The organism is Paenibacillus sp. cl123 (assembly GCF_900101595.1).
GTDB lineage: Bacteria > Bacillota > Bacilli > Paenibacillales > NBRC-103111 > Paenibacillus_G.
The window spans coordinates 99,425-118,626 of record NZ_FMYY01000005.1 but is presented as its reverse complement, the minus strand read 5'-3'; the positions used below and the strand labels follow the sequence as shown (position 1 = coordinate 118,626).

General features: G+C 56.4%; 14 protein-coding genes. 1 reads left to right on the top strand and 13 read right to left on the bottom strand.

Features of this window, described 5'->3' with window-relative positions; all coding sequences use genetic code 11:
* Nucleotides 1–136 precede the first annotated feature (136 nt).
* The 6 genes from BLR08_RS11400 to BLR08_RS11375 form a co-directional block, all read right to left on the bottom strand.
* Nucleotides 137–1,684 carry a sulfatase family protein gene (locus BLR08_RS11400; protein ID WP_176835490.1) on the bottom strand — a complete coding sequence of 516 codons (1,548 nt, stop codon included), beginning with the start codon at nt 1,682–1,684 and terminating at the stop codon, nt 137–139.
* Between the two features lie 33 nt (nt 1,685–1,717).
* Nucleotides 1,718–2,614, bottom strand: coding sequence for a carbohydrate ABC transporter permease (locus BLR08_RS11395; protein ID WP_090586067.1), 897 nt, complete (start codon nt 2,612–2,614; stop codon nt 1,718–1,720).
* 18 nt (nt 2,615–2,632) lie between these two features.
* Nucleotides 2,633–3,592 carry an ABC transporter permease gene (locus BLR08_RS11390; RefSeq protein ID WP_072329388.1) on the bottom strand — a complete coding sequence of 320 codons (960 nt, stop codon included), beginning with the start codon at nt 3,590–3,592 and terminating at the stop codon, nt 2,633–2,635.
* An 82-nt stretch (nt 3,593–3,674) separates the two neighbouring features.
* The gene (locus BLR08_RS11385) at nt 3,675–5,276 is read right to left on the bottom strand and encodes an extracellular solute-binding protein (protein ID WP_072329477.1); all 1,602 of its coding nucleotides are present in this window, start codon (nt 5,274–5,276) and stop codon (nt 3,675–3,677) included.
* 151 nt (nt 5,277–5,427) lie between these two features.
* On the bottom strand, nt 5,428–7,017 hold the full coding sequence (locus BLR08_RS11380) for a response regulator transcription factor (RefSeq protein ID WP_072329389.1): 1,590 nt from the start codon (nt 7,015–7,017) through the stop codon (nt 5,428–5,430).
* 3 nt (nt 7,018–7,020) lie between these two features.
* Entirely contained in the window at nt 7,021–8,757 is a 1,737-nt protein-coding gene (locus tag BLR08_RS11375) for a cache domain-containing sensor histidine kinase (RefSeq protein WP_072329390.1), read from the bottom strand.
* Nucleotides 8,758–9,096: 339 nt separating this feature from the next.
* Here BLR08_RS11375 and BLR08_RS11370 point away from each other — a divergent pair, with 339 nt between their 5' ends.
* On the top strand, nt 9,097–9,669 hold the full coding sequence (locus BLR08_RS11370; protein ID WP_072329391.1) for a glutathione peroxidase: 573 nt from the start codon (nt 9,097–9,099) through the stop codon (nt 9,667–9,669).
* Between the two features lie 65 nt (nt 9,670–9,734).
* On the opposite strand, the gene BLR08_RS11365 is transcribed toward BLR08_RS11370, so the two are convergent.
* The 7 genes from BLR08_RS11365 to BLR08_RS11335 form a co-directional block, all read right to left on the bottom strand.
* Complete coding sequence (locus BLR08_RS11365) at nt 9,735–11,243, bottom strand: extracellular solute-binding protein (RefSeq protein WP_176835489.1); 1,509 nt, start codon at nt 11,241–11,243, stop codon at nt 9,735–9,737.
* Nucleotides 11,244–11,271: 28 nt separating this feature from the next.
* Nucleotides 11,272–14,193, bottom strand: a complete 2,922-nt coding sequence (locus tag BLR08_RS11360) for an FAD-dependent oxidoreductase (protein WP_072329393.1) — start codon at nt 14,191–14,193, stop codon at nt 11,272–11,274.
* Nucleotides 14,194–14,323: 130 nt separating this feature from the next.
* Complete coding sequence (locus BLR08_RS11355; RefSeq protein ID WP_072329394.1) at nt 14,324–15,184, bottom strand: carbohydrate ABC transporter permease; 861 nt, start codon at nt 15,182–15,184, stop codon at nt 14,324–14,326.
* Complete coding sequence (locus tag BLR08_RS11350; RefSeq protein ID WP_072329478.1) at nt 15,178–16,101, bottom strand: ABC transporter permease; 924 nt, start codon at nt 16,099–16,101, stop codon at nt 15,178–15,180. Before BLR08_RS11350 ends, BLR08_RS11355 begins: the two co-directional genes overlap by 7 nt.
* 139 nt (nt 16,102–16,240) lie before the next feature.
* Nucleotides 16,241–18,007, bottom strand: a complete 1,767-nt coding sequence (locus BLR08_RS11345) for a cache domain-containing sensor histidine kinase (protein ID WP_072329395.1) — start codon at nt 18,005–18,007, stop codon at nt 16,241–16,243.
* The gene (locus tag BLR08_RS11340; protein WP_083536943.1) at nt 18,004–18,726 is read right to left on the bottom strand and encodes a response regulator transcription factor; all 723 of its coding nucleotides are present in this window, start codon (nt 18,724–18,726) and stop codon (nt 18,004–18,006) included. Before BLR08_RS11340 ends, BLR08_RS11345 begins: the two co-directional genes overlap by 4 nt.
* A 142-nt stretch (nt 18,727–18,868) precedes the next feature.
* Nucleotides 18,869–19,159: a DUF3817 domain-containing protein gene (locus BLR08_RS11335; protein ID WP_072329396.1), complete on the bottom strand. Its 291-nt coding sequence runs from the start codon at nt 19,157–19,159 to the stop codon at nt 18,869–18,871.
* Nucleotides 19,160–19,202 lie beyond the last annotated feature (43 nt).

Below are 19,202 nucleotides of genomic sequence, written 5' to 3'. Positions count from 1 at the left end.
ACCACTCCAGGCGGCATTTCTTCGTTCGCACCCGCTATTGGATTTAGAAAATTTCCAATACGAGAAAAAGGAGCTCGCAGTCGAGCTCCTCTCTTCTCCTCTTTCCATAACGTTAGCCTCCGCCCGTCCGCAGCGCTTAACCCTTCTCATGACCCATGTTTGCATGCTTCGTCTTCACCTCGGCATAACTTAACTTCACGGTCGTATTTAGAGGAAGACGGTCCTCCTTCTCCATCGTCCAGTACAACAGCTTGCGCTCCAGCTCCGCACGAATGCCGGCCGAGGCAGGATCATCGAAGCGATTGTGCAGCTCGTCGCGATCGTTCACCAGATCATAAAGCTCGCCTTCGCCGTTCGCGTATATATTCAGCTTCCATGCCAGCGTGCGGATGCTCTTGCCCTTGCCCACCCATGCCTCGCGGTAGGCGCACCAGACGAAATAGCGGTCGTCGAACGGATGCTCCGGACGGACTGTAACATCCGAGACGCGCAGCGGCACTCCTTCCTCGCCGCTTTCGATGACGACATAGTCACGCGGCGTGTAGGCCTCGCCCCTCAGAAACGGCGCCAGGCTTTTGCCCTGCACGCCCGGCGGAATCGGGATGCCGGCCATGTCCAGGAAGGTCGGCATAATATCCACAAGCTCGGCCAGATGGCTCGTTCGCCGGGGCCCCTGATAACCCGGGGCCGCGACAATAAGCGGCACATGGGTAAAGGAGTCGTAGAACAGGTTATGCTTCTGAATGAGCCCGTGAGCCCCCATCGAATCGCCATGGTCGGAAGTGAAGACGACGACGGTATTGTCCGTCAAGCCCAGCTCCTCCAGCTTGGCGAACACACGGGCGAGCGTATCGTCGATAAAGCGGATCATGCCGTAATGGATTGCCCGCACCTTGCGAATCAGCTCATCGTCCGCCGTATCCATCGCATCCATCAGATAAGCCACCCGCTGCCGCTCCGGCTTCCCTTCCATGCTGTCCTTGGGCGGAAGCGGCACCTTGGCGGGATCGATCATGCTCGCATAAGGCTCCGGAGCTTGGTACGGCGTATGCGGGTCGGGGAACGACAACCAGGTGAAAAACGGCTTATCCGGATCCCGCCGGTTTTCCAGGTAATCGATCATCGTATCTCCCAGCAGGTAGGTGCCGCATTTTTCCGGACGGGCGGGATTCGTTCCATGCCCGAGAGGGCTTACCCAGCACGTATGGGACCACTCATGGGCGGCCTTGCATTCAGGATCATCCCGGTAGCCGTCAACCAGATGCCCGTGGTCGGCCAGCCGGACGTAATCGAACACCTGCCTCAGCACGCTGGCCTTTTCGCGGTCTACGATTTCACCCGGATAGTAGGTCTTCGTGTTTTCCATAAACGCATGATTTTTCCCGATAATCGCCGTTTGGTAGCCATGCTCCTTGAGCACTTGAGGCAGCGTAACCTCCGCCGGATTAATCATCATATGATTGGCCTGAACGCCGATCGTGGAGGCATATCTGCCCGTAAACATCGAGGATCGGGACGGGGAGCAAGCCGGATAATTGCAGAAAGCAAATTCAAAGACGACGCCGCGTTCGGCCAGGCTCTCCAGCATGGGCGTCTTCAAGACCGGGTTTCCGTATAGACTAAGCGTTTCCGCCGTCTGCTGGTCCGTCTGGATGAGCAGTAAATTGGGCCTGTTATCCATCATGATCATGGTTCTCCCTTCTGACAGCCTGATCCGCTACCCTTTAATCGAGCCGATCATAACTCCTTTTACGAAATAACGTTGAATGAACGGATACAGCAGCAGCACCGGAACGCTCGATATCAGAATAACGGAGTACTTGATGCTCTCGGCCATCATCACGCGCTCTGTCATACCGGCATCGCCGCCCGCCATATCATCCTGATTCAAGATCAGGATTTCCCGTAAAATCAGCTGCAGCGGATACAGCTCCCGATCCTTCAGGTAGATCAGCGCGTTGAAATAGGCGTTCCAATGCCCTACCCCGTAAAACAGCACCATAACCGCCAATATCGGCTTGGACAGCGGCAGGATGATGCTCCACAGCATACGGAAAAAGGTACAGCCGTCCATCCAAGCGGACTCCTGCAGCTCATTCGGAATACTGTTCTGAAAAAAGCTCCGCATCACGATCAGATTATAGGTCGCAATGGCGCCGGGAAGCAGCATGGCCCATACCGTGTTATTGATGCCAAGGCTTTTCACCAGCAGGTAGGTTGGAATAAGCCCCCCGCTGAAAAACATCGTGAATATGACGAAAAACATAAGAAACTGCTGCCCCGGCAAATCCTTGCGCGAAAGCGGGTACGCAGCCAGCACAGTCATCACCAGATTGATGAAGGTGCCCGCTATGGCATAAAATATCGTATTCGCATACCCGTTCCATATCTTTTCATTTTCGAATACCCGCTTATACGGCTCCAGGGTGAAGCCCTCCGGCAGCAGCCAGACCCGGCCTTCCACGACGTCAATGGGATTGCTGAACGAGGCGCTGATCACAAACAGCAGCGGATACCCGACCATCACGAGCAGCACGGCGGTGATGACATACACAACGGCATCGAAGAGCTTGTCATCACGGGAGCGCAGCTTGCTTTCATTCATTGCGTGCATTGGCTTCTCTCCTCTCTTCTACCATAGACTCGACTCGGTTTTTCTCCGCGCATACCCGTTCACCAGCACCAGCAGCGTAAAGTCGATCACCGCGTTGAACAAGCCGGCCGCTGCCGTATAGCTGAACTGGCCGCCCTGAATGCCGTTTTTGTACACGAAGGTCGGCAGGATGTCGCTTTTGCTGGCGTTCAGCGGATTCTGCATCAGCAGCGCCTTCTCGAAGCCGACATCCATCAACTGCCCGATCTGCAGGATGAACAAAATAATAACCGTCGGCATGATACCCGGAATCGATACGTGCAGAACCCGCCGGAATCTTGTGGCTCCGTCGATTTTGGCCGCCTCGTACAACGTCGGATCAATCCCGCTGAGCGCTGCCAAATATATGATCGAGCCCCAGCCCATATGCTGCCAGATCCCTGACGTGACGAAGATCGTCTGGAACCAGTCCGCCTTCTTCATGAAATCAATCGGGTCCATGCCCATCATGACCATGATCTGATTGATCTTCCCTGTCTCCGGATGGAGGAAGATGTTCAGCATCCCGACCAGCACGATGATTGAGAGAAAATGAGGAATATACGTCGTATTTTGCAGCAGCTTCTGCAGCCACCGGACCCGGATCTCATTGACCAGCAGAGCCAGCAGAATGGGGATCGGAAAGCCTACCAGCAGCTGAAACAAGCTTAAGGAAAGCGTATTCCACATCAGCTCCCAGAAGTAGACCGAGGAGAAAAAGCGGTCAAAATGCTTCAATCCCACCCATGAGCTGCCCAGAATCCCCTTCGTCGCGGAGAAGTCCTTGAAGGCGATGGTGATTCCGTACATCGGAACATATTTGAATAAAATATACCAAGCGACCGGGAGCAACAGCATCACATAAAGCTCGTACCGGACCAGCATCCGCTTCCACAGGACATGCTTCGGCTTCCACCGGGCATCCGTTGATGTTGTCGACTTTGCAGCATCCGCTTGCATGGCCTCACACTCCTCTTGCCATCTTCATGATGAGAAAGAACCGGGAGCGGCGACATGTCCGCCGCCCCAGCAGGTCTCTCCCTTACTTTTTGGCGTCGTACGCCTTCTGATACGCTTTCTCCAACTCGTCGATCTTCATCTTTTTGAGAGTGGCTACGTATTCGCCCCATTTGTCGAAGCTTAGCTCGCCGATAATAAACTTTGCCACCGATTCCCTTACATATTTGTCGATATCCGCCTTGATCGGAATGATGGCGTCCGACGTTTCTTTATCGAAGATCGGAGCCCCATGGACGGTTTTGGGCAAATAGCTTTCGATGAATTTGTTGAGCTCAAGCACCTTATCGTTCTCGACGATATTGCCGAATTTGTCTGTGACGACATGCGGGAAGCTGCCGCCTGGCACCAGATTCACTTGACCCAGCGCCGCCATGAAGCCCCGCGGGTCGTTTTTGATCGCATCGTTGATGACCGGCTTGCCGTCCTTCATCGTATACGTCTGGCCCTCAACGCCATATTGGAAAAACTTCGAGCCCTCTTCGCTGTAGAAGTAATCGACCCAGCGAATGGCGGCCTCCGGATGTTTGTTTTCCTTCGAGATAGCGAACGTGCCGATAGGCGCGGCGATAGGTCCGGTAGCGGAATGCGTCTGGTCACCGTAAGGCCCCTTGATCGGCGCCATCCCGGTGAATTGATTCTCGACCTGCAGGAACGGATCGGATGCCTGGATAAAGAACATGCCGATCAGCGCCTGGGACAAATTGCTTCTCCACTTCGGGATATCGCCCGCATAGAAGTCCTGCCACAAGAGCTTCTCGCCGTACAGCTTGTTGAGGAATTGCAGCAGCTCCTTGAAGCGGTCGTCGGTCAGCCATATCTTCGCCTGATCATCCTTGATATTCAGCTGGTAGCCCATCTGCTGCTCCAGACCGAAAGCTCCGGAGAAAGCGGAATACACCATGCCGATATCCCGCAGACCGAGCGGAATCTCGTCCTTCTTGCCGTTGCCGTTCGGGTCGTTGTCCCGGAAGGCGCGAAGCACCGTGAACAGTTCATCCGTATTCGTAGGCGCCTTCATATTGAGCTTCGCGAGCCATTCCTTGTTGATCCAGATTTTGTCCGACCGGCCCGAGGTTTGCAGACGTACGGTAGGCAGCGAATAAATATGGCCGTCCGCGGCCGTCACCGTCTTCTTGACCTCGGGGTACTGCTCGAAGATTTTCTTCAGATTTGGCGCATGCTTGTCAATCAAGTCCTCCAGCGGAATGAGCATCTTCTCCTGCTGGCCGTAGCGGGCAATATCCGTATTGCTCAGGTTGGCGCGCAGGAAAATATCCGGCAGCTCATTGGCGGCAAAGAGCAGACTCCGCTTCTCGTCGCAACCCTGCGTATTCGATGGGAGTTCGTCGAATTGCAGCTTGACGTTGGTCATTTTCTCATATTCCTGGAAAATAAGAACATCCTTCCAGTCCGCATGGTTCGGGTCCTTGCAGCCGAACACCTTCAGGGTGACGGGCTCCTTCACGATCGGAAGGCCCGTTTGCGTAAGGTTGGCCGTCGCCTCCGCATTCCCCTTGTCCCCGGTCGTCTCCTCCGGTGAATTGCTGCAGGCGGCCGTAAGCGCCGTTGTCGTCAAGACGGCTGCGAGCATCATGATCATTCGCTTTCTTGTCTTTGCCTTCATGAATGTTCCATCCCCTTTTCTCATTCATAGTCTCCCAGCCTTTATGGAAAGGCTTACAACAAGGAATCTGATCTGATTATAAAGCTCGCAAGCAGGGGAAAGCGTTTCATATTTATGTACTTCTGTAGCAAATTTATGCAGCCTCCAGCTTCTAGGATTCAGGGCGTCCCTTCATTCGCTGCATGTAGGCGAGCGGAGTTTCCCCCGTAGCTTCCTTGAACACGCGGATAAAATAGCTGTTGCTGCTGAACCCCAGCTTGGCATGCAGCTCCTTGAGCGGCGTATCCCCTTCAAGCAGCAGCTGCTTGCTCCGTTCGACGCGATGCTCCGTCAGCAGCTCCGTAAACGTGCGCCCGGTCTCTTCCTTCACCAGCCGGCTTAGGTAGGACGGGGTGATTCCCAACCGTTCCGCAGTCTCCTCCAGCGTGATGCCCTCCCGGTACCGGGCCGCCATCAGCTGCAGCGCTTGCCTCACATGACGCGAATGGCCGGATGAGAGGTTCAGCTTTCGGAGCTTCTCGGCCAGCCTTGTATAAATGCCGCATACCGTCGCTCGCGCCTGCTCGCCCGTCAGCCCCGGGCGCTGGAAGATCGAAAGCTCCTGCACCATCCAGTCGGCCGGAATGTCCGCTTTCCTGGCTATTTTGGCGGCGATCTGCACCAGCTCCGCAGACACTCGCTCCAGGAGCGCCATCCGCCCCTCGCCCTGCTGCTCGGCTCCCATCATCTCCTCAATGATCACGACCGCCTCCCGGGCATCGGCGGCTTCCATCGCGGCGAGCAGCCGTTTTTCGTGCCCGATGGTCACATAGGGCGCTTGCGCGGAAAACCCCGCCTGGACAGGCTGCCGGCTCTGTCCTTCTAGCTGCCCGACCAAGCCGCGATAAGCCTCCCGGCTCTGATCAAGCGAAAGCAAGATCGGACTGCTGTGAATCGTTGCCGCCAAGTTCATGTAAAGCTTCAGAGAAGACTCCAGCCGGGCGCCCTTGGCAGCGACCCACTGGGCTACCGCATACTCGCTGCGCTCCTTGCCGCAGGCGAGCAGCATAACCCAGCGCCCGCGATCCATCGCCACGGTGCAGCTTGAGGGATAACCTCCGGCCGCCTGATCGCACAAGTCCGTTACCGACCGAAAATACCGCACCAGCTCCTGCTCTTGCAGACGCGCTGCAAGCACGTCATAGTGAGCCAGCTGCGCGAGCATAACCACCCAGCGGGGTTTATCCGCACTGGCGTTATTGTCCGAGAAATAGTGCGCCAGCGGCTGCAGATCGGTCTCTACGCCCGACAGATAGTCACGCAGGACGGATCGGGCCAACGCGATATCCGCCATCTCCTTCACCCGCGATTCGGCCTCCCGCTCTTCAAGCTGCTTGCGGACCTTGCCGATTACAGCGCCGAGCGACTCGGATGTGAGCCGGTGCTTCAATAAATAATCGACCGCTCCATAGCTGAGAGACCCCCGAACATACTCGAAGGAATCATAGCTGCTCAGCACGATAACCTTCAAGCGGGGATTCGCCGTAAGCAGATGTCCGGTCAGCTCCAGACCGTTCATGCCCGGCATGCTCATATCGACGATCACCGCATCCGGCTGCTGCGACTTGATCAGCTCCAGCGCCTGCAGCCCGTCTTCCGCTTCGCCGCATAACACGAAGCCTTCCTTTTCCCAGTCCAGCAAAGACCGCAGATGATTGCGCACCAGCGGCTCATCATCGACGAAAGCGATTTTCCAGTTCATGGGTCAGCCCGCCTTTCTTTCTTTGGATTGTGGCAGCCGCAGCTCCACTGTCGTCAGCATCCCCGGCACGCTGACAATCGACAGGCCGTACTCTTCCCCGAAGGTCAGCCTGATGCGGTCCTGTACATTGCCGATGCCGACGCCGGTGCCTGCCTGTTCATTCCGCTCGGCCTCGCGCCCGAGAATAACTTCGATCTGCTCCTCCGCAATTCCCGCTCCGTTATCGGTTACGTCTATGATGACATCGGAGTCCCTGCAGTAGCTCTTGATGGTAATGCTGCCCTCCCGCTCCGGCAAGCCGCCAAACCCATGCAGCAGCGCATTCTCCACGATCGGCTGAAGCACCAGCTTCGGGATCAGGCAGTCCAGCGTCTGGTCCTCCGCATCGATATTGACGGTTATCCGGTCCAGGAAGCGGTATTTCTGGATGCTCAGATACCGCTTCAGCAGATCCAGCTCCTCCCGGATCGGGATCAGATCCCGCTTCTGGTCGACTGCAAAGCGCATGAGCTCGACCAGAGATTCGGAGATTTCGCCGATGTTCGGCACCTGCTGAATTTTGGACAAGTAATTGATGGTATTCAGCGTATTGTACAGAAAATGAGGATTGATCTGCGATTGCAGCGCCCGGTATTCGGCCTCCCGCTTTTGCCTGCCCCGCTCCTCCGTCTCCTCCATCAGCTCTTGAACATGCGTCATCATCGAGGAAAACATCGCGCTGAGCTGCCCCACCTCATCCTCGGTATCGATACGGGGTCTTGCCTTCAGCTGTCCTTCCCGGACCCGCTTCATCGTGTTATGCAGCCGCTTCAGATTTTTGGTAATCTGCTTCGAAAGCACGATGGATATGACATGCACTGCCAGCAGAACCAGCCCGGTAACCAGAATCATGTCGTTGCGGATTTGATACACTTCCCGCAGCAGCTCTCTTGTCGGCACCATGCCGATGGTTGTCCAGCCGATGAGGTCGGATGCAATCTGTACGGTTAAGTAGGTGTCTCCGTCTACCGTTCTCAGCCTTCCTCCCGTTTCCGACCCTTGTTCCCTGCTCAGCCTCTCCATCACCGGCGACAAGTCGGACATGCCGCTCCAATTCGAACCGCTGTGATAGATGACCTGGCCCCGGTCGTCCACAACGCCGATCATGCTTCCCTTCAGCGGCTGGATCTCGAAGACCCGTTTCATAAAATCGGGTTGAAATTCGATGACGCAAAGCCCGATGCTTTTCCCGCCTGCAAGCAAAGGCCGGACTAGCAGCACGGAATTCTCCGTGGAAGCGTCGAGCAGCACATGCCTCCGGTTCTCCTGCAAGTCCTCCTTCCCGAGCAGCCCTTTCAGCTTTTCCTGGCCGATCCGGGCAAAGCCGCTCTGAAACACCTTGCCGCTGTAGCCAATGACGGAAATGCGTTGAATATACGTCTTATAGGTCACCATGGAAGCGATGTAGTCCTCGATCAGCTTCTTCTCCTGAAACCATTCGTACGAGGGAGCGGATGTGTCGCTGAGCAGGCTTTGGGCCACCATATCCCTTGTCACGATCACCTTGGCGATCTGATCCGCTTCCTCCATCGTCGAGCGGAGCTTCTCGTCCGCTCTGCGGATGCTGTCGGAGATAAACGTCGTCGCATTATCTTCAATGACACTGGTAGCATTCCGATACATGCTGTAAGAAATCGGGATAATGGCCAGGCAGATCATGATGCTGAAGGCCAGAAACATTTTTCCTTGAATCGTGCGCATTCCTCTTCCCCCCGGCTTCCTTTGTTGACCCTAAAAAGCCACCTACCGATGCATCATTCGGAAAGGTGGCTTATTGCGCTTAGCGGCAGTCAGTCTACAGTAATAGTATAATGACCTTGGATGAATGTAAATGCGAGAAAGCCGAGGGCAAAACGGTGAAGGTCTCTCCCTCGATGCCGATATGGAAAAATTCAACGTTGTTATGCGGGTCCTTCGTCTAACTTCGATGGATTATTTATTGTATTAACCTATAGGTATTATTTTTATTATATATTTTCCCAATAGAAATCGACATGTTATTGTTATAATTATAATAGCGTAATTGAGGTGGAATACCTTATGTCTATCTATGATTTTCAAGTGAACACAATTAACGGTAGTCCTATTGAATTGTCAATTTACCGAGGAAAAGCTCTCCTAATTGTCAACACGGCCAGCAGGTGCAGTTATTCCCGCCAGTTCGCTGATCTTCAAAAGCTTTACGAAAATCATAAAGAGCGAGGGTTTGAAATTCTCGGTTTTCCTTGTAACCAATTCAACGAGAAAGAGCCGGGGAGCAACTCGGAAGTGAGGGATTATTGTCAGAGTAACTTTGGAGTGACGTTTCCGTTATTTGAGAAAGTGGAGGTTAGAGGTCAAAATGCTCACCCATTATTTCAATTTTTGACAGAGCAAGCTCCATTTCGAGGTTTCAATATCCAGACATCAGACGCTCAGAAAATGCACAGCTTTCTGCAAGAAAAATACCCTGACCTACTCGTTGGTGATGGGATCAAGTGGAATTTCACAAAGTTTTTGATCGTTCAGAATGGTCAGTTGTACGGAAGATATGAAACAACGACGGAACCATTTGAAATAGAGCCATTTATTCTGAGCTCCTTCTCCATCCCAGGTACGGAAACTGAAAACTAGCCATGCGCAAAAGACCAGGGAGCCCGCCTTCGGCTCCCTGGTCTAATGACCTGCATAATCGGCGTTTACTTGATAATGCCCACGTCCTTCAGCTTGGCTTCCGCTTCGGCGAGATAGGCGTCGATCTTGTACGTGTCCTTGATCGTCTTGACGAATTGATCGAATTCCTCCAGCGGACGCTGGCCATAAATAAACTTGATGATCTCGGCTTCCTCGTACCGCTTCAGATCCGCAGCGTTCATCGTGGCGGGGAACGATACGAAGCTGGTGTACACCTTCAGGTAAGGCTGCTTCATGGCGAAATTGTAATAAGGCTCCAGCGTCGGGAATTTCACCTTCAAATACTCGTAGTCGTCGCGGTTCGTGATCTGATGGATGAACGAATACACCACCTCGCTGCTTGCCGGCAGCACCTCCACCTTGCCGTCCTTCAGCGCATAGTGCTGACCCTCGATCCCGTAATTGACAAGCTGCTCCCCCTTGCCGCCGGATACGTAGTCGATATACGCCAGTACCTTCGCCAGCTTCTCCGGCTGCTTCTCCAGAGAGCTCGGCAGCGCGATAAAGCCCGGAGCTGCGCCCATATCGACATAACCCTGATATTTGCCGCCCGGTCCGGTCAGCGCATCCATCTGCTGCCATTCCGCATTCGGATTCACCGCCTTATACACGGCGACATTCGTTTCCTTCGTCATCCGCGCCCAGTGCGCATAGTTAATGCCGGCTTGCCCTTTGTAAGCTTTCTCGTCGGCCTTCGTGCCGGTGTTGGCCATGAATTCGGGATCGACAACTTTCGCCTGAACAAACTTCTTAATGGCCGCAAGCGATTCCTTGAACTCCGGTTCGATCGTCGAGTAGACCGGCTTGTTATTTTTGATCATAATGTGGCCGCGTCCCGGAGAGCCATAAGCCGACCAGATCGGCAGAAACGGAGATGTGCCGGCCAGCTGAAGTCCTGTCAGGCCGAATGTATCCTGCTTGCCGTTGCCGTCCGGGTCCTTGTACGTGAACGCCTCGGCGACCTTCAACAGCTCCTCCGTATTGGTCGGCACTGCCAAGCCCACCTTGTCCAGCCAGTCCTTGCGGATAAAGTACGTATTGTTAATCGGAATAAGCGGACGCTTCGGCAGCGCATAAACCTTGCCGTCAACCTTGCCCTTGTTCAGCTCGTCAGCCGGCCATTTCTGCTTCACGTTCGGCATCCGGTCGATGTATTTGCCGATCTCCAGCAATACGCCTTGCTTGGCATATTGCTCCATCGACTCCTTGGACACGTTGAATAAATCGGGCGGCGTCCCTCCCGCGATTTTCACGCTCAGCTGCTGGTCGTAATCCGAGGCCGGGGCGTTAAATTCCATGTCCATATTCAAATCCTGGTTCAGCCGCTGCAAAATAACGTCCTTATCCGGCGTAGGCAGACCCGCTCCGCCATTGACGAACACACTGATTTTCACCGGCGTTTTCGGCTCCTGGGCCGTGCCCTGCGGCTGCGCGGATTGTCCGCCGCATGCGGTGAGGAGTAACGAGCCGACCGCCACAACGGTTATCTTGGTTGTCCATGTTTGCTTAAGCAATATATTCGCCCCCATTTTCCAGCTATGATCATCCTTCTCTTTCCTGCGATTCCGGCCACGCTACCCGAGCCGCTTCCTCGCCCGCGAGCAGCAACTCGGCTGCCGCCAGCTCGTCGCGCTGCCGCTTCTCCGCCTGCTCCAGGCGCTCCCGGACACGGGCCTGCCACAGTCCGGCCCCCAGGAGCCGGCCGTCCGGCACGGCCGCAATACGCGAGCCTGCGGCAGCCGGGGTTGAAGCATTCGCATCTATTATGAAGTCGGGGAGCTGCCAAGATATGTCGGCGATATAAGCAAGCGCAGCCTGGGCCGGAAGGGCCCCCTCCTCACGCAGCCGCTTCACGGCTTCCGCAACGGCCGCCAAGCCGCCGGCCGCTCCGTCTTTGCCCCCCGCTGGCCGATGCCATGCGGTCTCCAGATAAGCTTCCTTCTCATGCAAGGACGGGCGAATACGAACGGCAACCTTGCCCTGCCCCGCGCCGAGCTCGGCACGCAGCTCGCTCACCGGCTCGGCACACACAAGCGTGGAGACGAGCCTGCCTTCCCCCGGGGCGGCCGCCCTGCGCTCCATCCCCGGCGCAAGGCTCAGCACCGACGCTTCGGGCGTGCAATCCACCACTCTGCTTGCGCAAATGTTCAGCCTCCCGTTCTTGTGTACCAGCTGCAGCATCTGTCCGCCGCCCTGCACCTCCATGCTCGCTTCCAGGCAGCGGGCTTCGAACAAGACCGTTACCCCCGCCTCCCGGACGAAGCGGTCGGCCGCCAGCTGCGCCAGCACAGGCTCTACCTCGCCCTCGCGCAAGGCTCCCGCTTCCGCGAGGCAGGCGGTCAGCGCTGCGGCCGCTCCGCCACGGGCCAGCCCCGGCGGCTGCGGCCAGCGGGTTAGGCGGCTGCGCGTCACCTCCGTGAGCAAAGCGCTGCTGGTCTCGACCAAGAGCACCCGGGCGCCGGCCCGGCTCAGAGCGGCCGCGCAGACAACTCCGGCGATGCCTCCGCCAAGGACGGCCACATCATAGTCGACAGGACGCAGCTCCCCCGCTCCGATCTCATCCGGCGCATCCGCCGCCACGCCCGTCACAGCGGCTGCTTCCCGTTGCGGCAGCCGCCTGATCAGCTCGCGGGCAGCGCTGCGCGCGTAGCCCCGCAGATCTGTTGTGTACGGCTCGAGCAGCTTCCGGTACCCGCTATCGCCGCATACGGCCAGCACCTCGGCGGCGTGCAGCTCCAGACTCCAGCGCAGCGACTCGCTGCGGCTGCCGTGCATCTTGTAATCGTCCCCGAGTCCCGGACGTGCCGCGAAGCGTTTGACCGCCTCGGCAACCGCCCGCTTCCGTACGTCCGAAAGCGGGCTTGCCGCCTGGCTCAAGTACGTCAGCGCGAATACGGCTTCGACGGATGTGAGCGGCTCCTCCAGCAGCTGCACCGCTTCGTTCACGGCGGCGGAGCTCTTCATCATCCGCAGCAGGATGAGCGCTGCGATCCAGAAGGGCAGGCATTTCGGATGATCCGTCAGCCTCGTCCTCTCCCGAGCGGCCAGCAGCTCCAGCAGAAATGCCTCCGCGTCCTTCCCGCCGTGCATCGTGAGGACCATGGCAGCGCACAGCCGGCTCGCTGGCGAGCCTTGCTCCAGCGCGCGTCTCAGCGGTCCGGCCGCCGCCTCGGGCTTCACCCGTTTGGCGAGCAGCCATACCGCCTTCCACTGCTCCTCGCCTCCGAAGTAAGAGATAAGCGGCTCGACATACGCGCCGGCCCGCTCCGGAGGCACCGTCTTCCCGGCCAGCGGCCCCTGGCGGAAGCCCAGGTTGCGCGACTCGGTCCGGTTCAGATCGTCCGCCTCAAGCACGCCACGCTCCAGCAGCCGTCTTTGCAGCTCCAAGATATCCACCCTGCTGGGCGGTGCTCCCGCCTTCACACTCATGGCGGCTGCAAGGCCCGCCGCTTCGCCGACCTTGTGCATGTCCTTCTGCATTCTGACGCCCATGGAAACATCCCGGTCTACGGACAGCGCCCGGCAGCCGACCATTATGCCCTCCAGTCCGGACGGCAGCAAGCTGCCGTAAGGAATGTCGCACCACAGCCCTCTGGCGAATAAGCCGAGAATAGAAATCCAGAGCTGGCTGAAGTCGCTTTCGTTGCCGGTATCGAAGCCGTGATTGTCCAGATGGGAATAGCTTCTGGCGATCACATCCGGCAGCGAAGCGTCCTCCATGTAGTGGTCGATCGTCAGACGGCCCCTTCCTTCGATCAGTCCGCCCTCCCGGTAACCAAGCGCAGAGGAGATGCCATAGTAATGCAGCCCTTCCCGATAAGCCTGCCCGATCCACGCTCTGCCGTGCAGAAATGCCCGGGACACATCCCACGGGTCGTAAGGATCAACCCAGCCGGCATCCAGATTGTCATAGCCGATCTGCCCGTCCCGGATTCTGCGGGGCACCAGCGAATAATTATGGTACACCCCGTCCTGCTCCCGTCCATAGCTCATAGCACCTCCGGCCAGCTTGACCGCGTTGCCGTTGCCCGTGGCGTCGATCGTGACGGCAGCGCGGACCGTCAGCTTCCCTTCCTCCGTCGAGGCCCTGACCCCCAGCACCTGCCGGCCCTCCAGCAGCACCTCGTACACGATGCTGTTCAGCACCACCGTAATCCCGGCTTCCTCGCATAATCGGCTGAGCGTTATGCGTCTGGCTTCCGGATGGAAGCCCATCGTGCTGCCGCCCAGCAGCCGGCCGACCTCCTCCGTCCGCCGGTCGATCTCCTCCTGCATCCCGCCGGGCGAGCCGTAATAATAGCGGTGAATGCCCGCTCTTGTCGCAACGCCCCCAAGCGCAGATTCGCTTTCCAGCACGAGCACCTTGACGTTCTCCCGAGCTGCCGACAGAGCGGCCAGACAGCCTGCGGTTCCTCCGCCTACGACAAGCACATCGGTTTCCAGCACGATACCCTCTTGATTCATAAGCTCCCCCTTCGGACCATCCATCAGCCTGTTGGTTGATTTCCCCACTTTCATCGTAGAACAGCAGCTGCTACGAAAATATACAGACGATCACCGAAAATGTCAGTTTCGCCATCATCGTCCCCGAAGCTTATCCCTTGACCGAGCCGAGCAGCACGCCTTGCGTAAAATATTTCTGAATAAACGGATAGACGACAACGATGGGCAGCGAGGTCAGCACGACGGCCGCCATCTGCAGCGTTTCGGTAGGCAGCACCTCTTCGAGCTGGACGTCAGGGTTGGTCGAACGATTGAGAATTCCCCGCAAAATCACCTGCAGCGGATGCAGAGTCGCGTCATTGATGTACATGATGGCCGGAAAAAACGTATTCCAGTGGCTGACCGCATAAAACAATCCGATCGTCGCCATAATCGGCGCCGAGATGGGCAGCACGACGGAGAGCAGAATACGCGTTTCCCCGGCCCCGTCGATCCGCGCCGCTTCGTCGAGCGCGTCCGGCAAATTTTCAAAGAACGTTTTCATAATAAGCAGGTTAAACGCGGCTATCGCATTGGGCAAAATCATCGCCCAGACCGAGTTGATCAGCCCCGTCGCCTTCACGACCAGATACGTTGGCACCACGCCTCCGCTGAACAGCAGCGTAAACACGATCGCGAGCAAAAAAAACTTTTTGCCCGGCAAGTACGACTTGCTCAGGGGATAAGCCATCAGCATGGTGAGCAGCAGATTGACCGCCGTCCCGACCACTGTAATAAACAAGGTCACCTTATACGCGCCCGGGATGATCGGGTCCTTCAGAAAAATCGAATACGCGCTGAAGGTGAACGTGTCCGGGATCAGCCGAAACCCGCCGTACTTCATCAGCTCCTCGTAAGGAGTCACGGACACCGACACCACGTAGAGGAGCGGGAATACGGCGACAATTCCCACGATAGTCAGAATCAGATAGACGACGCTCAGGTACAGCTTCTCCGGCCAAGAGGTTACCATAGCTGCCCCTCCCACTTTTTGGCGATTTTATTGGCAGTCAGCACCAGCACAAGACCGATCACGGATTTGAACAAGCCGACGGCGGAAGCCAGGCTGAAATTCATCTGCTCAAGCCCGACGCGAAATACCCAGGTGTCTATAATGTCCGCAACCGGATATACCTGCACATTGTACATGATATAGATCTGGTCGAAGCCCGCGTCCAGAATACTGCCGAGCCTTAACACCAGCAGCAGGATGATCACTTGGCTGATGCCGGGCAGCGTAATATGCCAGATCTGCCGCAGCCGGCCCGCTCCGTCCATACGCGCCGCTTCGTACAGCCCGGGATCGATCCCCGCAATCGCCGCCAAATAGATAATGGCGCCCCAGCCGATATCCTTCCACACCGAGGAAGCAACGATGATGGTGCGGAACCATTCGACCGAAGTCAGGAACGATTCCGTTTGCCCCGTCCACTCCTTCAGCCAATAGTTGATCAAGCCTCCCGTTTCCGACAGAAAGGCGATCAGAATCCCGTAAATAATGACCCAGGACAGAAAATGCGGCAAATAGCTGAGCGTCTGAACCGTTCTTTTAAACAACCGGTGTCTAACCTCGTTGAGCAGAATCGCGATAATAATATCCGGCGGCATCCCCCAGACCAGCTTGTAGAGGCTGATGAGAAAGGTATTGCGGATAATTTCCCAGAAATAGGGGGAATCGTAGAAATACTTAAAATGCTTGTACCACGGGTCGGCCCAAGGGCTTTCCCAGAAGCCCCGCATCACCTGGTAATCTTTAAAGGCAATGATCGCTCCAAACAGCGGCGCATACCGGTATACGGCAAAATAAAGCAGTCCCGGCAGCAGCATCAAGTACAATGCCCTGTACTTCCATACTATACGAAGCACAGGCTTGATCCAGCCGTCGGTCATCAACGAACCGCTCTCTGCGGGCAAAGCCGCTTTTTTGCTGAACATGGTGCAGTCCCCTTTCTATGCGGAATCTATATCTCCATCATAGAGGCTGCACCGTCCGGGAAATAGGCGGCGATAAAGCGAAAATGTCATATTATCAACGAAACGGCCGGGCGGGAAGCTTGACCCGTACGCAGGTTCCGAAGCCTACTTCAGATTCGATGGCTAACCCGTATTCTTCCCCATAAAGCAGCTTGACCCGTTCCTGGATATTGCTTAGTCCTATGCCGTTAAGACCTTGGCGAACCGGACGCGTTCCATCGTCATGAACGGCCGTTTGCGCTCCTTGCACTGCGGCCAGCTGCTCGGCCGTCATCCCCTGGCCATTATCCTGCACCCGCAGCTCGAAGGTCTCTCCCTCCTGCCGCACGCTAATCCGGATGACGCCGTCCTCCTTGTGCACCACGCCGTGGAACAAGGCGTTCTCCAAGAGCGGTTGCAGCAGCATCTTGGGGACAATGCGCCCCATGTCCTCTTCGGGCACCTCGATCACGAGCGTAAACGTATCTCCGTAGCGGATTTTCATAATCTGCACATACGCCTTCAGCAGATCCAGCTCTTCGTACAGCGTCACCATCTCCGTCTTCTTGTCGATGCTGAAGGTCAGCAGGCGGATGAGCGACCGGATCGTTTCCACTACGTCGGCTGCGCGGTGCTGCTTGGCCAGACTCCCTATGCAAGCAAGCGTGTTGTACAGAAAATGCGGCCGGATTTGACTCAGCAGCAGCCTAAGCTCGGACTCCTTCTTTCTCTCTTCCTTCTCGCGTACCGTTTCCAGCAGCCCGCGGATGCGTTCGATCAGCAGCTGGTAGCTGCGCGTCAGGTCGCCGATCTCGTCATTACGGGGCTCTGGAGAGACGATCAGCGGGAACAGCTCCCCGTTGAAACGGTCCATCTGCAGGGCCAGCAGCTTAAGCGGTCTGATGAAGTGACGGCTGATGAAATAAGTGAATACGATGAGCAGCGCAAACCACAGCACGCTAATCCCCACATAACGCCCGATTACCTCCCGGACGCTTACCATAAACCGCTGCTCGCCGGTCACCGTAACCAGATACCAGCCAAGCTGGTTGCGGTTGCTTTTTACCGTCAGCAGCGCCTCCTTCGGCCCTTTCAGCCGGTTTACCCCGTTCTCCGCGTTCCACAGCCGGGAGACGAAGGAAGCGTCCAGCCGCTTCGGAACGGTGGCCTGCTCGTAGGGAAGCAGCGCGCTGCTGCGTTCGTAAGCGACCAGCCGCCCTTTCTCGGAGAAGAGAACGAAGCTGTTCTCTTGTCCATAGAACAGCTTGCTTAGCTGTCCGGACAGCTGCGGGGTATTAATTTCGGCCAGCACGATGCCGATGCGCCTGCCGGATTTGTCGCGGACCGCCAAGGCAAAGGCCACGGTTTCATCCACGAGCATTGGCGAATAATACGGCTGGCTCCAGCTGATGATGCCGGGGTTGTCGTCCACGATCCGGAAGGTCTCCAGCAGCTGCGGATGCTCGATCGTATCATACAGCAACCGGTTGCCTGTCAGCACCCGGCCGTCGGCCGTCCGCACATATACTTGGCTGATCAGCTCCTTGTTCCACTCCAGCAGCCGGGCAAGCATTTCCTCCGTCTTCCACGGCTCCTTCTGCATGTCCTCCGCATCCAGCTGGCGTGACACCTCCAGCAGCAGATTGCGCACATTCTGAACATACATATCCAGAAACTGCCCGGTTCTTTCCGTATAGAGCGACATGTCATCCGTCTTCTGGCTGTAGAAAGCTTCCTTGAAGCTGTTGAGGCTGAAGTAAAGCAATCCGGAGAAAATCAGCACGCTGGCAAGGGTCAAAGACAGGAAAAGCTTGATAAAGATGCCTGCCCGCTTCGCTCTCATGCGCCCGAACCTCTGTAGTCTCTGGGCGTTGTGCCGAAATGCTTGGTGAACACATCCGTAAAATACCGGTAGTTCAGGATTCCGACCCTTTCGGCAATCTCATAAATTTTCAGCGAGCTGTTTTTCAGCAGAAAGGCGGCCTGGTCCATTCTCAGCTTCTTGACATAATCCTGAAAATAACTTCCCGTATCCCGGCGAAAGACGATACCGAAGTAATTCGGGCTTAAGCCGACATGGCTCGCCGCTTCGTTCAGGCTGATCGGAAGATGGAGATGCTCTTCGATATATTGAATAGCCTGCTGCACCTCGTAGCGGTGGGGCTCCTCCGGACCGGCCGTCTTCCCCAGCCGTCCTCTGGCCCGGTTGAGCGCTTCTACCAGATCTTCGTCACGGTAGGCTCCCTTCATCAAATAATCGCAGGCGCCCAGCAGCAGAGCCTCACGGACATAGTCGAATTGGTTATGGCACGTCAGCAGAATGATCTGGACGTCAGAGCTGACCGACTTCAGCTGCCTCATCAGCTCGAGCCCGTCCATGAACGGCATGGCGATATCCGTCAGCACGATGTCCGGCTTTTTCTCCTCATATATAGTAAGCGCTTCCAATCCGTTCTTGGCCTCGCCTATCCATTCAAAGGCATGCGTCCGCCACGGAAATAACCGCAGCTGCTCCCTCATCGGGACCTCATCCTCGACAACCAATACTTTGCACCATCTCAAGGCGACCCCTCCTTCTATTTGTATTGTAAATAAAGCGCCGGCCGAAATGCTAGACCTTCGCCAAACTAAAATGTCAGAAAATCAACGATGACCAAACGAAACAGAGCCTCCCGAAGGAGGCTCTGCCCGCGCGCCCATGCGCTTACGTATCGTGTTTAATACGACGATCCAGAACAAATGGCCCGAAGGGCAGGAACGCCGCCAATACCGCACCGGATATCCGGATCAATTTCCACCGGAACAAGATGGCCATCGCGACGACGGCAATCAGGTAAATTCCGAAGAGGAAGCCGTGAATCGAGCCTGTGACGGAAACCGCTTCCGGCTTGTCGGCCATATATTTCAGCGGCATGGCGATCAGCAGCAGAACGAGGAAGGATATGCCTTCCAGAAAGCTGATGACCCGAAAGCTTTGCAAAGCGTATTTTTTCATTATAAGTCCCTGACTCCTGTTATAAAGATTTGGCGGGCACGTT

Excerpts from the sequence above, each read along its gene's own strand:
- BLR08_RS11400 (WP_176835490.1), bottom strand. The coding sequence starts at position 1,684 with ATGATGGATAACAGGCCCAATTTACTGCTCATCCAGACGGACCAGCAG.
- BLR08_RS11395 (WP_090586067.1), bottom strand. The coding sequence starts at position 2,614 with ATGCACGCAATGAATGAAAGCAAGCTGCGCTCCCGTGATGACAAGCTC.
- BLR08_RS11390 (WP_072329388.1), bottom strand. The coding sequence starts at position 3,592 with ATGCAAGCGGATGCTGCAAAGTCGACAACATCAACGGATGCCCGGTGG.
- BLR08_RS11385 (WP_072329477.1), bottom strand. The coding sequence starts at position 5,276 with ATGAAGGCAAAGACAAGAAAGCGAATGATCATGATGCTCGCAGCCGTC.
- BLR08_RS11380 (WP_072329389.1), bottom strand. The coding sequence starts at position 7,017 with ATGAACTGGAAAATCGCTTTCGTCGATGATGAGCCGCTGGTGCGCAAT.
- BLR08_RS11375 (WP_072329390.1), bottom strand. The coding sequence starts at position 8,757 with ATGCGCACGATTCAAGGAAAAATGTTTCTGGCCTTCAGCATCATGATC.
- BLR08_RS11370 (WP_072329391.1), top strand. The coding sequence starts at position 9,097 with ATGTCTATCTATGATTTTCAAGTGAACACAATTAACGGTAGTCCTATT.
- BLR08_RS11360 (WP_072329393.1), bottom strand. The coding sequence starts at position 14,193 with ATGAATCAAGAGGGTATCGTGCTGGAAACCGATGTGCTTGTCGTAGGC.
- BLR08_RS11355 (WP_072329394.1), bottom strand. The coding sequence starts at position 15,184 with ATGGTAACCTCTTGGCCGGAGAAGCTGTACCTGAGCGTCGTCTATCTG.
- BLR08_RS11350 (WP_072329478.1), bottom strand. The coding sequence starts at position 16,101 with ATGACCGACGGCTGGATCAAGCCTGTGCTTCGTATAGTATGGAAGTAC.
- BLR08_RS11345 (WP_072329395.1), bottom strand. The coding sequence starts at position 18,007 with ATGAGAGCGAAGCGGGCAGGCATCTTTATCAAGCTTTTCCTGTCTTTG.
- BLR08_RS11335 (WP_072329396.1), bottom strand. The coding sequence starts at position 19,159 with ATGAAAAAATACGCTTTGCAAAGCTTTCGGGTCATCAGCTTTCTGGAA.